We start from the raw sequence: 14,510 nt of genomic DNA on the forward strand, positions 1-14,510 counted from the left end.
ACGAAAGAGGTATTTCCATGGGTACACCGGTCATCGTCACAGCGGCACGCACTCCGATCGGCAAGCGCAACGGCTGGTTGTCGGGGCTGCACGCGGCTGAGATCCTCGGCGCCGCGCAGAGCGGGGTCCTCGAGCGGGCCGGCATCCCGGCCACCGAGGTGGAACAGGTCATCGGCGGTGCCGTCATGCAGGTCGGCGAACAGGGCAACAACGTCACCCGGACGGCCTGGCTGCACGCCGGCCTGCCCTGGCAGACCGGCGCCACCACGATCGACTGCCAGTGCGGGTCGGCCCAGCAGGCCAACCACCTGATCGCCGGGCTCATCGCCACCGGCGCGGTCGACGTGGGCATGGCCTGCGGCGTCGAATGCATGTCGCATGTGCCGCTCGGCGCCAATGTGGGCACCGACGCCGGGCCGCGGCGCCCCGAGTCCTGGGACATCGACATGCCCAATCAGTTCGAAGCCGCCGAGCGCATCGCCGGGCGCCGCGGGATCACCCGCCGGGACGTCGACGAACTGGGCCTGCGCAGCCAGCAGAACGCGCAGCGGGCCTGGGCGGAAGGGCGCTTCGACCGGGAAGTGCTGTCGATGAAGGCCCCCGAGCGGACCAAGGAGGGCGAGCCGACCGGCCAGACCCTGGACGTGACCCGCGATCAGGGGCTGCGCGAGACCACCGCCGAATCCCTGGCGAAGCTCAAGCCGGTGATCGACGGCGGCATCCACACCGCCGGCAACTCCTCGCAGATCTCCGACGGCGCCGCCGCGGTGCTGCTGATGGACGAGGACAAGGCCCGCGCACTGGGCCTGACCCCGCGCGCCCGGATCAAGACCCAGGCGCTGGTCGGCGCCGAGCCGTACTACCACCTCGACGGACCGGTCCAGGCCACCGAGCGGGTGCTCGAGCGCTCCGGGATGTCGATGACCGACATCGACGTGGTGGAGATCAACGAGGCCTTCGCCTCGGTGGTGCTCAGCTGGGCGCGGGTCCACGACGCGGACATGGACAAGGTCAACGTCAACGGCGGCGCGATCGCGCTCGGGCATCCGGTGGGCAGCACCGGATCCCGGCTGATCACCACCGCCCTGCACGAGCTCGAACGCAGTGACCGGCAGACCGCGCTGATCACCATGTGCGCCGGCGGCGCGCTGTCGACCGCCACCATCATCGAGCGGATCTGATCATGGATCCGGCGGCGCGCCCGGACCAGCTCGACTCGCCGATCGTCGCGCGGATCATCAAGCTCGGCTCCCGGTTCAACGCCCGGCTCTATGCGCTGACCGGCGGCCGGCTCGGCGGTACCTGGCGGATCGGCGCCGGCCTGCGCAAGCCGGTGCCGGTGTGCCTGCTGACCACCGTCGGCCGCAGGTCCGGGCAGCCGCGCACCGCGCCGCTGCTCTACCTGCGCGACGGCGAGCGCATCGTCGTCGTCGCCTCGCAGGGCGGTCTGGCCCGCAACCCGGCGTGGTACCTGAATCTGGTGGCCGAGCCGCAGGTGACTATCCAGATCGGTTCGCGGACAGCCGATTACCGCGCCCGGACCGCCGGCCCCGAGGAGCGCGCTGCGCTGTGGCCACGGCTCACCGAGCTCTACGCCGACTTCGACACCTACGACGCGTGGACCGATCGTGAGATCCCCGTGGTGATCTGCGAGCCCCGCTGACCGGTTCGACGCCGGGGCCGGTACCGCCCGGCGGTACCGGCCCCGGCGTCGTGCGGTCAGCTGCCGTCGGCCGGCCCGCGGCTGCGCGACGTCACCGATGCGCCAGGTAGCGCGGGCGCGGCCGTTCGGCGCCGAACGGCTCCTCGAGCGCATTGGACACCGCGTTGAACACCACGAACAGGTTGCTGCGCGGGTCCGGAGAGATGTTGCCGGCCGAGGCGTGCATGCAGTTGGAGTCGAAGTACAGCGCCGAGCCGGCCGGGCCCGTGATCAGGTCGATGCCGTGGTCGGCGGCCAGCGCCGTCACATCCTCCTCCTCGGGAGTGCCGAACGGCGGCCGGTAGGAGCTGAGCGACTCCTCGTGATAGCCGTCGGGGGTGCTCCCCACGCAGCTGACGAACCGGCGGTGCGATCCCGGAATGATCATCAGCGCCCCGTTGGTCTGATAGTTGGGGGTCAGCGCCAGCGAGACGCTGAGCGCCCGCGGCGCCGGCATGCCGTCTTCGGCATGCCAGGTCTCGAAGTCCGAATGCCAGTAGAACGGTCCACCGGCGAAACCCGGCTTGAGGTTCACCCGGCTCTGGTGGATGTAGACGTCCTCGCCGAGGATCTGCCGGGCCACCCCGGCGATCTCCTCCCGAGCGAAGATCTCCGCGATGGCCTCACTGAGTTCATGCACGGCGAACACCGAGCGCACGGCACCGCCGCTCGCCTCCCGGATGATGCGCTCGTCGTCCCCGAGCCGGTCGACGACGGACTGCACCTGCGCCATCGTGGTCGCGATGTCGTCGGCGGAGAGGACGTTTTCGGCGGTGTGATAGCCGCGCTCGTCGTACGCGCTGAGCTGCGTGCGGTTCAGCGGACCGGCGGCGCCGTCCGCCCACACCACCGGGTGCGGCCGCGGCTCGATCTGGCTGCGATGGTTCAGTCGGGTGCGGTACACATCGACTGGTCGAGTTGCGCTGCGAGTTGTCACGATCGGAAGATCCTTTCCCTCATTCGGCATTCGGCCGATCTTCTGTTGTCATCGCGAGCCGCCGCACAGCGAAGCAAGCACTGACTGCCGACGGCTCAGGTGGCGCCGCCGCACACCCCGGCGGCCGCGAGGAAGAATCGTCCGGAACTCACCACGGGTCCGGTACGCGCCGCAACGGGGCCTGCGCGGACAGGCCCACCTGATGCGAGTCTACGCAGCCCCACACCAACTGCAATGGGTGCAGATCAGCGCGCGTAGCTCTGCACCACAGCCAGCGCCCGGCGGCCGTAACCGCCGCCGAACAGCACGGCGTGCACCAGCAGCGGCGCCAGCTGATACCAGTCCACCCGGTCCCGCCAGCCGTCCGCGAGCGGGAAGGTCTCGTCGTAGGCGGCGAAGGCGCCGGCCCCGAAGCCGCCGAAGAGCGCCATCATCGCCAGATCCACTTCCCGGTGCGCCCAGAACGAGGCCGGATCGATCAGCCAGTTGCGGCCGCGGACGTCCACCATCCGGTTCCCGGCCCACAGATCGCCGTGGACCAGGGCCGGCGGTTCGGCCGGCCCGCACAGTTCGCGCGCGTCCAGCGACTCGAGCAGCCCCATCGCCGACTCCGGCAGCCGGCCCAGTTCCACGGCCCGGCGCATCAGCGGTCTCAGCCGGCGGTCCCGGTAGAACTCGGGCCAGTCGCCGGTCGGCGTCAGATCCACGGGCTGCGAACCGAGATAGCCGGTGCGCCCGCCGTCGAGTGCCCCGAACGCCGGGCCGGCGGTCCGATGGAGGCCGGCCAGCGCGCGCCCGAAGTCCTCGTCGGCGCCCGCCGAGCCGGGCCCGGCCTCGATCCACTCGAGCACCAGCCCGGACGGACTCGACCGCAGCACCTGCGGCACGCCGAGTCCGCTCGCGTGCGCCCGCAGAGCACGCAGACCCAGCGCCTCCCGCTCGAACAGTCCGGGAGCCGCCTGCGGGCGCCATTTGAGGAACAGCGTCCCGTCGGGCGTCTCCAACCGGTACGCCCGGGCGATGTCACCACCGGAGACGGGCCGCGCCGACCGCACCCGCAGCCCGTCGATCAGGTCGGAGGGCAGACTCTCGCCACTCATACCGTCGATCATGCCGCGCGGGCGCCGACGACGCGGCCGAAGCGGGTCGCAAGGCCCTTCACCGCTCCCCCGCGGCGCGCGTACCGTCGGCATCGTGGACATCCGCCCGGATCTGCCCGACCTCGCCGACCGCGAGGACATCACGGTGCTGCTCGACGACTTCTACCGCCGTGCGTTCGCCGATGCACTGCTGCGGCCGGTGTTCGTCGACATCGCCCGGATGGATCTGTCCGTCCACATCCCCGACATCACGGACTTCTGGGCCAAGGTGATTCTGCACGAGGGCCGGTACCGCCGGAACGTGCTGACCCCGCATCGCGAACTGCACGAGCGTGCGCACCTGCAGCCGCGGCACTTCGAACGCTGGCTCGCCCTGTGGCACGCCACCGTCGACGACCACTACAGCGGCCCGCACGCCGATCTGGCCAAGCTGCAGGGCTCGCGCATCGCGTTCTCCATGTGCCGGACGGTGACCGGCGAGGTCCCGCAGGCGATCGGCGCGCTGCTCGAAGCGAACGGCACACCACTGGGTGCCCACCGGCCCGGCGCCTTCAGCGAACGCACCCGCTGAGCCCCGCCGGCAGACGGTTCCCGAAGGCCTCGGCCGACGGTGCTTCTCGGCGCCGTCAGCCGACGGCCCGCTCACCGGTCCAGAACCGGGCGCGCAGTGCCTTCTTGTCGGGCTTGCCGAGCGCGGTGAGCGGCAGCGCGTCGACGAACAGAACCTGTTTGGGCGACTGCACCGATCCCTTGACCTCTTTGACCCTGGCCTGGATCTGTTCGGTGATCGCCGCCCGGCCCGCTTCGCTCTGGTCGGCGTCCTCGCGCAGCACGACCACCGCGGTGACCGCCTCACCCCATTTGTCGTCGGGGGTGCCCACCACACCCACCTGAGCGACGGCCGGGTGCTCGGCGACGATGTCCTCCACCTCACGCGGGAAGACATTGAAGCCGCCGCTGACGATCATGTCCTTGGTGCGGTCGACGATGAACAGGAAGCCGTCCTCGTCCTGACGGGCGACGTCGCCGGTGTGCAGCCAGTCGCCGGCGAAGGTCTCGGCGGTCTGCTCGGGCAGGCCGAGATAGCCGCCGGCGAGCAGCGGACCGGAGACGCAGATCTCGCCGGGATCGCCCTGCGCGACGGGCCGCCCCTCGGGGTCCAGCAGCGCCACCCGCAGGAAGGCCGACGGCCGTCCGCAACTCGACAGCCGCGCCGGATCGTGTTCGTCACGCCGCAGATAGCTGATCACCATCGGCGCCTCGGACTGTCCGTAGTACTGCGCGAAGATCGGCCCGAAACGCTCGATGGCCTCGGCCAGCCGCACCGGGTTGATCGGCGAGGCCCCGTAGTAGACGGTCTCGAGTGAGCTCAGGTCGCGGGTCTTCGCGTCCGGGTGGTCGAGCAGCGCGTAGAGCATGGACGGGACCAGCATGGTCGCGGTAATCCGTTCCCGCTCAATGGTTTCGAGCACCTTGGCCGGGTCGAACTTGTCGAGCACCACCATCGTTCCGCCCTTGATCAGGGTGGGGACGAAGAATGCGGCCCCGGCGTGCGACAGCGGGGTGGCCATGAGGAAGCGCGGCCGGTCCGGCCACTCCCACTCGGCGAGCTGGATCTGGGTCATGGTGGCCATGGCCTGCGCGGTGCCGATCACGCCCTTGGGCTTGCCGGTGGTGCCGCCGGTGTAGGTGATCGACACGACGTGATCCGGCTCGAGCACGGCGGCGGTCAGCGGCGCGGCCGGATACTGCGCCGCGGCGGCCACGATGTCCACCCCCACGTCGGCGAGCTCCGGCGGGACCGGTCCCAGGGTGAGCACCGTGGTCAGCCCGGGGACCTTCTCCAGCAGTGCCCGGGCCCGCGCGACGAAGGCGGGCACCGGGTCGATCACCAGGGTCTGCACGCCCGCATCGGAGAGCACATAGGCGTGGTCGTCGAGCGAGCCGAGCGGGTGCAGCGCGGTACGCCGCCAGCCCTGCGTCTGACCCGCACCGATCACCAGCAGCACCTCGGGGCGGTTCAGCGCGAGTAGGCCCACCGCCGTGCCGGTACCGGCGCCGTTGGCCTCGAAGGCCTGGACGTAGCGGCTGATCTCGTCGGCCATCTGCCTACCGGTCAGGGCCACCTCACCGATCTGCAGAACGGGTGAATCGGCGTGGCGCGCAAGCGCGGCGACCATCAGGTCGCCGAGGTGGACACCGGTGCGCAGGTGCGAGGAAGGTGTGGTTTCACTCATGACCTACACACTAGAACGTGTTCTATTTCCTGGAAAGAGTTCCGGCCGGAACCGGGGTCACGACGTCCCACTGTGACGATCAGATGTCATACCCGTGGGTAGACCGATCGGTAGCCTGCGCACCGTCCGGAACGCGCTTACCATCGGCGCTATGACTGATGTGGACAAGGCAACCGCCCGACGCGATATCACCGATGCTCTGCTCACCGCGCTCGAGCGGCGCCACGAGGTGCTCGACGTGATCGTCGACGCCGAGAACCGCGAGGCCGCCGTCGAGGCGATCGCCACGCTGCTCGGCAAGTCGCCGATCGGCGTCGATGCGGTGCTGAACATGTCACTGCATCAGCTCACCAAGGACGAACGGCGCAAGAACCAGGAGGCACTCGCCGATCTCGATGCGGAGATCCCCTTCACCGCGTCCGAGCGTCCGGCGAGCACCGACGATGCCGTCGACCTGCGGCCGTTCGCCGCCGCGGAGGACGCCGACATCCTGGCCGAGCGCACCGAGGAACTGCATGTGGCGGCCGACGGCTCGGGTGCACCGGCCGGCGAGGTCAGCGAGGAGATCGCCAAAGGCGTCGAGCGCGTGGACTCCGAGGACGCCGTCTGGCTCGTCGCCGTCGAGGGCGACGCCAAGATCGGCCTGGTCTTCGGCGAACTGCACGGCGGCGAAGTGGACGTGCGGATCTGGATCCGGCCGCAGGCCCGCAAGCGCGGCTACGGCACCGCTGCGCTGCGCCGCTCGCGCGCCCAGATGGCCGCCCACTTCCCGGGTGTGCCGATGGTGGTGCGCGCGCCCAGTGCCTGAATTCCCAGCGCCTGGATTCCCAGCGCCTGGATTCCCAGCGCCTGAACACCCGGGCGCCTGAACACCGCCTGATTGAGGCCCCGCCGGAGCGGGGCCTCAATCGTGCGGCGCGCCGGGTGCCGCGCCCGCCCGGGTCTCAGAGCGGTCGGCGGTGCGGGGCGGAGAAGCGGGCGACGATGGCGGTGAGCCGGCCGTCGTCGTCGACCTCGAAGCTCTCGATCACCGTGGCGGCCAGACCCAGCGCCTTCGGCCGCACGTGCACGTGATAGCTGGTGCGGACCGTTCCCTCGTCGTCCACCTCGGCGGTGAAGCCGCTGATCGCGTGGATCAGCCGGAACTGCGGTCCGCGCTGCAGACTCGCCAGGATGTGCGCGCCGTTGCGACCGGTGCGTACGCCGAGTTCGGTGCGGGTGCACGCCGGATGCACCCGGACCCCGGCGATGTCGTGGCTGACCAGCGCATCGACGTAGGCCCGCGCTGCCGCGATGCGGTCGGCGTCACCGAGCGCCATATGCCTTCACCTGCACCGGTGATTCGGCGATCAGCCCGGGCACCACGCCGGTCAGCTCGGCGGGCTCCCAGCGGGCGCCCTTGTCGGCCGACGCCGCGCGCTGCCAGCCGTCGAGCACCGTGACGGTACCGCCCTCCACCTCGAAGAGCCTGCCGGTCACCTCACGGGCCTGCGGGGAGCCCAGCCAGACCACCAGTGGCGAGATGTTCGCCGGGTTCATCACGTCGAAGGAACCGTCGGTGGGTGCGGCCATCCGCTCCGCCATCTCGCCGCCGGCACCGACGGTCATCTGGGTCCGCGCCGACGGCGCGATCGCGTTCACAGTGACACCGTAACCGCCGAGTTCGGTGGCCGCCTGGATGGTCAGCTCGGCGATCGCCGCCTTGGCCGCGGCGTAGTTGCCCTGGCCCACCGAACCGAAAATGCCTGCGCCGGAAGAGGTGTTGACGATGCTCGCGACCGGGCTGCGGCCGGCCTTGGACTCCGCGCGCCAGTACGCACCGGCGTGGCGCAGCATGACGAAGTGCCCCTTGAGATGCACCCGCACCACCGAGTCCCACTCCTCCTCGCTCATAGAGAGCAGCATCCGGTCGCGCAGGAAGCCGGCGTTGTTCACCAGCACGTCCAGGCCACCGAAGGCATCCACCGCGGTGGCGACGATCCGCTCGCCGGTGGCCCAGTCCGCCACATCGCCGACCGCCGCGACGGCGGTGCCGCCGCCGTCGGTGATCGCGGCGACGGTGCGGGCGGCGGCCTCGGCGTCGTAGTCGTTCACCACGACCCTCGCCCCGTCGGCGGCGAAGGCCTGCGCGTGGGCGGCGCCGATACCCTGGCCGGCGCCGGTGACGATGACGATGCGGCCTTCATTGATCTTGGTGCTCAAGGTTTTTCGCTTTCTTGTCGAGTGAGTGTGTCAGGTCGCGTTCCCGGCGTTCGCCGCATCGAGGAAGGCCGGCTTCTCGCCGCCGCCGTGCACCAGGATCGACGATCCGGTCAGGTAACCGGCCAGCGGTGAGAGCAGGAAGGCCACCGCGTGGCCGACATCGGACGGCAGCGCCATCCGGCCCATCGGGATGGTGGCGCCGACGGCGGCGATTCCCTCCTCGTCGCCGTAGTGCAGGTGTGCGAGTTCGGTCTGCACCGGCCCGACGACCACCGAGTTGACCCGGACGTCGGGCGCCCATTCGACGGCCAGACTGGCGGTCAGATTGTCGAGTCCGGACTTGGCCGCGCCGTAGGCGGCGGTGCCCGGCGAGGGCCGGTGACCGCTGACGCTGGAGATGTTCACGATGGCACCGCCGCCGGGCCGGCCGGACATGACCGCATGGGCGGCGGTGGCCACCGCCAGCGGTGCCAGCAGATTCAGGCCGACGATCTTGGCGGAGTAGTTGGCGGAGGCGTCGGCGGCCAGCGCGAACGGTGAGCCGCCGGCGTTGTTCACCACCGCATCGAGGCGACCGTGCTCGGCGACGATCTGCTCGAGCATGCCCGCCACGGCGTCGGGGTCGCGGACATCGCACGCATAGGCCGGCCACCGTGCACCGTCGGTCCGGCGGGCGCAGACCACCGGCTGGGCCCCGAGTCCGGCCAGCACCTCGGCGATACCCGCGCCGACTCCGCGAACACCGCCCGTGACCAGCACGATCTGCCCTTGCAGGCCCAGGTCGAGGCTTGTGTGCACCGGATCAGTCATGGTGCTACCCTACCAAACAACCAAGCATTTGCTTGGGCGACTCTGGAAGGAGCTGCGAGTGCCGATCACCACCGCCCGCGATGACGCGGGCATCGTCACCGTCACCGTCGATTTCCCGCCGGTGAACGCGCTGCCGAGCGCCGCCTGGTTCGAACTGGCCGAGAAGATCCTGGACGCCGGCGACGACCCGCGCACCTCCGTGGTGATCCTCACCGCGCAGGGACGGGGCTTCAACGCCGGCGTGGACATCAAGGAGATGCAGGCCACCGAGGGCTTCGACGCTCTGATCGGCGCCAACCGCGGCTGCGCGGCGGCCTTCTCCGCGGTCTACGACTGCGCCGTCCCGGTGATCGTCGCCGTCAACGGCTTCTGCGTCGGCGGCGGAATCGGGCTGGTGGGCAACGCCGACGTGATCGTCGCCTCCGACGATGCCGTCTTCGGCCTGCCCGAGGTGGACCGCGGCGCCCTCGGGGCCGCCACCCACCTGGCCCGCCTGGTCCCCCAGCATCTGATGCGCACCCTGTACTTCACCGCGCAGAACGTCACCGCGCAGCAGCTCGAGCACTTCGGCTCGGTGTACAAGGTGGTGCCGCGCGAGCAGCTGCTCGCCACCGCCCGCGAGGTGGCGGCCCTGATCGCCGCCAAGGACACCCGGGTGATCCGCGCCGCCAAGGCCGCCATCAACAACATCGACCCGGTGGACGTCAAACGCAGCTATCTGCTCGAGCAGCGGTACACCTACGAACTCAACCTGGCCGGGGTGGCCGACGAGCATCGCGATGCCTTCGTCGAGACCGGCAAACCGAAAGGGGCTTGATGATGGCCGGACACGACAAGACCTCGACGCTCGACGAGGTGATCGCCGAACTCTCCGACGGCATGACCATCGGCATCGGCGGCTGGGGTTCGCGGCGTAAGCCGATGGCCCTGGTGCGCGCCCTGGCCCGCTCCTCGATCACCGATCTGACCGTGGTCACCTACGGCGGCGCCGATCTCGGATTGCTCTGCGCGGCAGGCAAGGTCAAGCGCGCCTACTACGGATTCGTCTCCCTCGACTCGGCCCCCTTCTACGATCCGTGGTTCGCCAAGGCCCGTACCGGCGGGGTGATCGAGGCACGCGAGATGGACGAGGGCATGGTCAAGTGCGGACTCGAGGCCGCCGCCGCCCGACTGCCCTTCCTGCCGATCCGGGCCGGCCTCGGCTCCGACGTGCTGAACTTCTGGGAGGGCGAGCTGCAGACCGTGCAGTCGCCGTATCCGGATCCGGACGGGCGCACCCAGACCCTCGTCGCCATGCCCGCGCTGCGCCTGGACGCCGCCTTCGTGCACCTGGATCTGGCCGACGACCGCGGCAACGCCGCCTACACCGGGGTGGATCCGTACTTCGACGACCTCTACCTCGCGGCCGCCGATCGCCGGTACCTCGAGGCCGACCGGCTGGTGTCCACCGAGGAACTGGTGGCCGCGGTGCCGCGGGAGAAGCTGCTCATCAGCCGGATGAACGTCGACCGCGTGGTGCACACGCCCAACGGGGCGCACTTCACCTTCGCCGGCGAGTACCGCCGCGACGAGGCGTTCCAGAAGTTCTATGCGGCTTCGGCCGCCGACGAGCAGGCCTGGGCGTCGTTCAAGGAGCGTTTCCTGGACGTCGACGAGGCCGCATATCAGCGCGAAGTGACCAGGTGGCAGGCCGAACAGGAGCAGCAGCAGTGAGTGCGACAGACATCACCAGGGCGGAGTACTGCGTGGCAGCCTGCGCCGAGATCTTCTCCGGCGCAGGCGAGATCATGGCCTCGCCGATGGCGCCGGTGCCGTTGCTCGGTGCCCGGCTGGCGCGGCTGACCACCGAACCGGACCTGCTCATCACCGACGGCGAGGCACTGATCCTGGCCGACACTCCGGCCATCGGCGCGACCGGACCGATCGAGGGCTGGATGCCCTTCCGCAAGGTCTTCGACGTGGTCGCGAGCGGCCGTCGGCACGTGGTGATGGGCGCCAACCAGATCGACCGGTACGGGAATCAGAACCTGTCGGCCTTCGGCCCGCTGCAGCATCCCACCCGGCAGATGTTCGGGGTGCGCGGCGCCCCGGGCAACACCATCAACCACGCCACCAGCTACTGGGTGGGCCGCCACAGCGCCCGGGTCTTCAGCGAGGTGGACATCGTCGCCGGCATCGGCTTCGACAAGGTCGACGAGCAGAACCCCGCCTTCGACGGGGTGAACATCCACCGGGTGGTCACCAATCTGGGCGTCTTCGACTTCGACGGACCGGCCCACAGCATGCGGGCGCGCTCGCTGCATCCGGGTGTCGCCCCGGACGAGGTCGCCGAGAACACCTCGTTCCCGGTGGCCGAACTCGACAGCGCACCGGTCACCGCCGAGCCGACGGCCGAGCAGCTGCGGATCATCCGCGAGGTGCTCGACCCGAAGAGTGTGCGCGATCGCGAGGTGAAGTCGTGACCGCCCCGGCTCTGCGTACCCGGTTCACCGATCTCGTCGGGATCGAGTACCCGATCGTGCAGACCGGCATGGGCTGGGTGTCCGGCCCGCGGCTGACGGCCGCGACCGCCGAGGCCGGTGGGCTGGGCATCCTCGCTTCGGCGACGATGACCTATCCCGAGCTCGAGGCGGCGATCGCCAAGACCAAGTCGCTGACCGGCAAGCCCTTCGGGGTGAACCTGCGTGCCGACGCCACCGACGCCGGCGAGCGGATCGATCTGCTCATCCGGGAGAAGGTCAAGGTGGCCTCGTTCGCGCTGGCACCCAAGGCCGAGTTGATCGCGAAGCTGAAAGACCATGGGATCGTGGTGATCCCGTCGATCGGAGCGGCCAAGCACGCCGTCAAGGTGGCCTCCTGGGGCGCCGACGCGGTGATCGTGCAGGGCGGCGAAGGCGGCGGGCACACCGGCGGGGTGGCCACCTCGCTGCTGCTGCCGTCGGTGATCGACGCGCTCGGCGGCCCGGACGGGCAGACCTCCATTCCGGTGGTCGCGGCCGGCGGCTTCTTCGACGGCCGCGGACTGGTCGCGGCCCTGGCCTACGGCGCCGAGGGCGTCGCGATGGGCACACGCTTCCTGCTGACCAGCGATTCGGCGGTGCCCGAGAGCGTCAAGCAGGAGTATCTGCAGCGAGGGCTGGCCGACACCGTGGTCTCGACGAAGGTCGACGGCATGCCGCACCGGGTGCTGCGCACCGAACTGGTGAACGCGCTCGAGAGCGGTTCCAAGGTCCGAGCGCTGGCCGCGGCGGCCCGCAACGCCAACGAGTTCAAGCAGCTGACCGGGATGAAGTGGACCACCATGCTGCGCGACGGCCGGACCATGCGAAAGTCCGGTGAGCGCACCTGGCAGCAGATCATCATGGCCGGCAACACCCCGATGCTGCTCAAGGCCGGGCTGGTGGACGGCAACACCGACGCCGGGGTGCTCGCCTCCGGCCAGGTGGTCGGCATGATCGAGGATCTGCCGAGCTGCGCCGAACTGATCGAGTCGATCATGAGTCAGGCGCACGCCCGGCTCGGGTCGCTTCGCGCCCTCACCGCCGCCCCCTGACCCGTCGGCGTTCGCCCCTCCGGAGGCAGAACATGAGAGGCTGGGGCCATGCCTGCGATCGAATTCCACATGGACGGTTCCCTGGCCCGCGCGGCGCGCCATCTGTGCCAGGTCTCGGTGCGTACGGTGGCCCGCCGCGCCGGCCTCGACACCAAGGCGGTGCGCAAGTACGAGAAGGGCGGCGACACCCTTTCGGCCGGCGAGATCCAGCAGCTCACCGACGCACTCACCTACTTCGGCGCCCGCTTCGTCCCGGAGGACGAGAACGGCGGAGTCGGGGTGCGCCGCAAGTTCACCCGTACTGCCGTGACCATGATCGACACCTGGGAGGACGAGGGCGGCCCCGTCGCCGAGGACGACGTCTGACGCAGTGCGGTCTCTGTGGGCGATCGTGACCAGCATCACGATCGCCCACAGAGAGTCCGGTCAGCTCAGGTCAGCACCTCGGGCAGCCCGGCCAGCCGGAAGAGCTCCGGTTCGAAGAAGGCCCCGACGTGCACCAGCTCGCCGGCGGCGGAGAAGGACAGCACGTTCAGCTGGAACGGATGCCAGACATCGTCGTCGCGCAGGTACATGCCGGTGGCGGGCTGCCCGTTGCAGCTCGTCTTGATCAGCCGCAGGTCGCCGTCATGCTGCGCCGGGCACTGGCTGAGGGTCAGCTGACCGATCTGCTCGGCCCCCTGATACCAACCGGGGAACGGCGGCATCTCCCAGATCGCGTCCTCGGCCAGGATGCGCACCACCCCGTCGACGTCGTGCCGGGCGAACGACGAGCAGAACCGGTCCCACACCGCCCGTTCACGGTCGGACAGTTCACTGACCCGCCGTCCCTGCGCGACGCCGTCGCCGATGCTCGCCCGCGCCCGGGCGAGAGCGCTGTTGGCCGCCGGCACCGTCATGTCCAGCATGGCGGCGGTCTCGGCCGCACTGAAGGCCAGCACCTCGCGCAGGCTGAGCACCGCACGCTGGCGGGCCGGCAGTTCCTGCAGCGCCGCCACCATCGCCAGTCCGACCGTCTCGGTCCGCGCCACCTGGTCGGCGACGTCCCCGGCGGCCGCGCTCACCGCCGCGTCGGGCAGCGGCTGGAGCCAGAGCGTCTCGGTGTCGGCCACCACCGGCACCTGCGGATCCGAGGCCGGGCCGCCCAGGCCCACCGGCAGCGGCCGGCGGGCCCGGCCGGCGAGCGCGTCGAGACAGGCGTTGGTGGCGATCCGGTACATCCAGGTGCGTACCGACGAGCGGCCCTCGAAGCGGTGGAAGGCCTTCCAGGCCCGCAGGTACACCTCCTGCACCACGTCCTCGGCGTCGGTCGCCGCGCCGAGCAGGTGGTAGCAGTGCACCAGCAGCTCGGCGCGCAGCGGGGCGGTCGCCGACTCGAAGTCGCGCGTGACCTCGTCCGTCTGCGCGCGCGAACCGTCTCCGGTCACCGTGACCACCTCCACCGTCCGATCTGCTGGTCGCCGCTCAGGACTGCCCGGCGGCGTAGGCCTCCGGCCCCGCCTCGACGGCGGCCGGATCCATCCACATGATCTCCCACGTGTGCCCGTCCAGATCGTCGAACGAGCGACCGTACATGAATCCGTGGTCTTCGGTCCGTCCCGCGCTCGCTCCCGCCGCCACCGCGCCATCGGCCAGCGCGTCCACCTCGTCCCGGCTCTCCGCGGACAGACAGACCAGGACCTCGCTGGCCGACCGCGCATCGGCGACCTGCTTATCCGGCACGAAGGTCTGGTAGAAGTCGCGCCGCAGCAGCATGGCCACCTGGGTGTCACCGAGGAGCAGCCCGGCGGCGTTCTCGTCGCTGAACCGCTCGTCGAAGGTGTAGCCGAGTGCCTCGAAGAAGGCCCGGGACGCCGCCAGGTCGGCGACCGGCAGATTCACGAAGATCATCGCGTGCTTCATCGTCCCCACTCCCCTCAGGCGTCCACGGACAGCGCCCACATGACGCCGAACCGGTCGAAGAGATTGC

General features: G+C 70.3%; 17 protein-coding genes. 9 read left to right on the top strand and 8 right to left on the bottom strand.

Annotated elements, in window-relative coordinates; all coding sequences use genetic code 11:
• Window positions 1-17 precede the first annotated feature (17 nt).
• Together ACJMNC_RS14095 and ACJMNC_RS14100 are read left to right on the top strand one after the other, a co-directional pair.
• The gene (locus ACJMNC_RS14095) at window positions 18-1,181 is read left to right on the top strand and encodes a steroid 3-ketoacyl-CoA thiolase (protein ID WP_408948591.1); all 1,164 of its coding nucleotides are present in this window, start codon (window positions 18-20) and stop codon (window positions 1,179-1,181) included.
• Between the two features lie 2 nt (window positions 1,182-1,183).
• Entirely contained in the window at window positions 1,184-1,663 is a 480-nt protein-coding gene (locus tag ACJMNC_RS14100) for a nitroreductase family deazaflavin-dependent oxidoreductase (RefSeq protein WP_408948592.1), read from the top strand.
• A 91-nt stretch (window positions 1,664-1,754) separates the two neighbouring features.
• On the opposite strand, the gene thpD is transcribed toward ACJMNC_RS14100, so the two are convergent.
• Window positions 1,755-2,669, bottom strand: coding sequence for an ectoine hydroxylase (gene thpD / locus ACJMNC_RS14105; RefSeq protein ID WP_408948593.1), 915 nt, complete (start codon window positions 2,667-2,669; stop codon window positions 1,755-1,757).
• 215 nt (window positions 2,670-2,884) lie between these two features.
• Window positions 2,885-3,739 carry a fructosamine kinase family protein gene (locus ACJMNC_RS14110; RefSeq protein WP_408948594.1) on the bottom strand — a complete coding sequence of 285 codons (855 nt, stop codon included), beginning with the start codon at window positions 3,737-3,739 and terminating at the stop codon, window positions 2,885-2,887.
• Between the two features lie 94 nt (window positions 3,740-3,833).
• Between ACJMNC_RS14110 and ACJMNC_RS14115 the strand changes: the two genes are divergently transcribed.
• The gene (locus tag ACJMNC_RS14115) at window positions 3,834-4,310 is read left to right on the top strand and encodes a group III truncated hemoglobin (protein ID WP_408948595.1); all 477 of its coding nucleotides are present in this window, start codon (window positions 3,834-3,836) and stop codon (window positions 4,308-4,310) included.
• Window positions 4,311-4,365: 55 nt separating this feature from the next.
• Here ACJMNC_RS14115 and fadD8 read toward each other — a convergent pair whose 3' ends face one another.
• On the bottom strand, window positions 4,366-5,976 hold the full coding sequence (gene fadD8, locus ACJMNC_RS14120; protein ID WP_408948596.1) for a fatty-acid--CoA ligase FadD8: 1,611 nt from the start codon (window positions 5,974-5,976) through the stop codon (window positions 4,366-4,368).
• Between the two features lie 151 nt (window positions 5,977-6,127).
• Here fadD8 and ACJMNC_RS14125 point away from each other — a divergent pair, with 151 nt between their 5' ends.
• Window positions 6,128-6,784 (top strand): GNAT family N-acetyltransferase, encoded by a 657-nt coding sequence (locus tag ACJMNC_RS14125; RefSeq protein ID WP_408948597.1) that lies wholly within the window; start codon window positions 6,128-6,130, stop codon window positions 6,782-6,784.
• A 136-nt stretch (window positions 6,785-6,920) separates the two neighbouring features.
• Here the strand turns inward: ACJMNC_RS14125 and ACJMNC_RS14130 are convergent, their stop codons facing one another.
• From ACJMNC_RS14130 to ACJMNC_RS14140, 3 genes are read right to left on the bottom strand one after another with little or no spacing between them, the layout of a single operon-like run.
• A complete protein-coding gene (locus ACJMNC_RS14130) occupies window positions 6,921-7,295 on the bottom strand; it encodes a hypothetical protein (RefSeq protein ID WP_408948598.1) in 375 nt (124 codons plus the stop codon).
• Entirely contained in the window at window positions 7,282-8,178 is an 897-nt protein-coding gene (locus ACJMNC_RS14135; protein ID WP_408948599.1) for an SDR family oxidoreductase, read from the bottom strand. The genes ACJMNC_RS14130 and ACJMNC_RS14135 overlap by 14 nt, the downstream gene beginning before the upstream one ends.
• A gap of 30 nt (window positions 8,179-8,208) precedes the next feature.
• Complete coding sequence (locus ACJMNC_RS14140) at window positions 8,209-8,988, bottom strand: SDR family oxidoreductase (protein WP_408948600.1); 780 nt, start codon at window positions 8,986-8,988, stop codon at window positions 8,209-8,211.
• Between the two features lie 58 nt (window positions 8,989-9,046).
• Here ACJMNC_RS14140 and echA20 point away from each other — a divergent pair, with 58 nt between their 5' ends.
• The 5 genes from echA20 to ACJMNC_RS14165 are packed head-to-tail and all read left to right on the top strand — an operon-like array spanning window position 9,047 to window position 12,907.
• Entirely contained in the window at window positions 9,047-9,805 is a 759-nt protein-coding gene (gene echA20 / locus ACJMNC_RS14145; protein ID WP_408948601.1) for a (7aS)-7a-methyl-1,5-dioxo-2,3,5,6,7,7a-hexahydro-1H-indene-carboxyl-CoA hydrolase, read from the top strand.
• Window positions 9,805-10,701, top strand: coding sequence for a CoA transferase subunit A (locus ACJMNC_RS14150; protein ID WP_408948602.1), 897 nt, complete (start codon window positions 9,805-9,807; stop codon window positions 10,699-10,701). The genes echA20 and ACJMNC_RS14150 overlap by 1 nt, the downstream gene beginning before the upstream one ends.
• Window positions 10,698-11,450 (top strand): CoA-transferase subunit beta, encoded by a 753-nt coding sequence (locus ACJMNC_RS14155; RefSeq protein WP_408948603.1) that lies wholly within the window; start codon window positions 10,698-10,700, stop codon window positions 11,448-11,450. Before ACJMNC_RS14150 ends, ACJMNC_RS14155 begins: the two co-directional genes overlap by 4 nt.
• Window positions 11,447-12,541 carry an NAD(P)H-dependent flavin oxidoreductase gene (locus tag ACJMNC_RS14160; protein ID WP_408948604.1) on the top strand — a complete coding sequence of 365 codons (1,095 nt, stop codon included), beginning with the start codon at window positions 11,447-11,449 and terminating at the stop codon, window positions 12,539-12,541. Before ACJMNC_RS14155 ends, ACJMNC_RS14160 begins: the two co-directional genes overlap by 4 nt.
• A gap of 48 nt (window positions 12,542-12,589) precedes the next feature.
• Window positions 12,590-12,907, top strand: coding sequence for a helix-turn-helix domain-containing protein (locus ACJMNC_RS14165; protein ID WP_408948605.1), 318 nt, complete (start codon window positions 12,590-12,592; stop codon window positions 12,905-12,907).
• Between the two features lie 65 nt (window positions 12,908-12,972).
• Here the strand turns inward: ACJMNC_RS14165 and ACJMNC_RS14170 are convergent, their stop codons facing one another.
• The gene (locus tag ACJMNC_RS14170; RefSeq protein ID WP_408948606.1) at window positions 12,973-13,968 is read right to left on the bottom strand and encodes a sigma-70 family RNA polymerase sigma factor; all 996 of its coding nucleotides are present in this window, start codon (window positions 13,966-13,968) and stop codon (window positions 12,973-12,975) included.
• Window positions 13,969-14,005: 37 nt separating this feature from the next.
• Window positions 14,006-14,443 (bottom strand): VOC family protein, encoded by a 438-nt coding sequence (locus tag ACJMNC_RS14175; protein ID WP_408948607.1) that lies wholly within the window; start codon window positions 14,441-14,443, stop codon window positions 14,006-14,008.
• Between the last annotated feature and the right edge of the window lie 67 nt (window positions 14,444-14,510).

It is taken from the genome of Gordonia sp. VNK21, assembly GCF_046098115.1.
Lineage (GTDB): Bacteria > Actinomycetota > Actinomycetes > Mycobacteriales > Mycobacteriaceae > Gordonia.

What these genes read in the sequence shown, in the direction of transcription:
- ACJMNC_RS14095 (WP_408948591.1), top strand. Translation starts at nt 18, where the DNA reads ATGGGTACACCGGTCATCGTCACAGCGGCACGCACTCCGATCGGCAAG.
- ACJMNC_RS14100 (WP_408948592.1), top strand. Translation starts at nt 1,184, where the DNA reads ATGGATCCGGCGGCGCGCCCGGACCAGCTCGACTCGCCGATCGTCGCG.
- thpD (WP_408948593.1), bottom strand. Translation starts at nt 2,669, where the DNA reads ATGCCGAATGAGGGAAAGGATCTTCCGATCGTGACAACTCGCAGCGCA.
- ACJMNC_RS14110 (WP_408948594.1), bottom strand. Translation starts at nt 3,739, where the DNA reads ATGAGTGGCGAGAGTCTGCCCTCCGACCTGATCGACGGGCTGCGGGTG.
- fadD8 (WP_408948596.1), bottom strand. Translation starts at nt 5,976, where the DNA reads ATGAGTGAAACCACACCTTCCTCGCACCTGCGCACCGGTGTCCACCTC.
- ACJMNC_RS14125 (WP_408948597.1), top strand. Translation starts at nt 6,128, where the DNA reads ATGACTGATGTGGACAAGGCAACCGCCCGACGCGATATCACCGATGCT.
- ACJMNC_RS14130 (WP_408948598.1), bottom strand. Translation starts at nt 7,295, where the DNA reads ATGGCGCTCGGTGACGCCGACCGCATCGCGGCAGCGCGGGCCTACGTC.
- ACJMNC_RS14140 (WP_408948600.1), bottom strand. Translation starts at nt 8,988, where the DNA reads ATGACTGATCCGGTGCACACAAGCCTCGACCTGGGCCTGCAAGGGCAG.
- ACJMNC_RS14150 (WP_408948602.1), top strand. Translation starts at nt 9,805, where the DNA reads ATGATGGCCGGACACGACAAGACCTCGACGCTCGACGAGGTGATCGCC.
- ACJMNC_RS14165 (WP_408948605.1), top strand. Translation starts at nt 12,590, where the DNA reads ATGCCTGCGATCGAATTCCACATGGACGGTTCCCTGGCCCGCGCGGCG.
- ACJMNC_RS14175 (WP_408948607.1), bottom strand. Translation starts at nt 14,443, where the DNA reads ATGAAGCACGCGATGATCTTCGTGAATCTGCCGGTCGCCGACCTGGCG.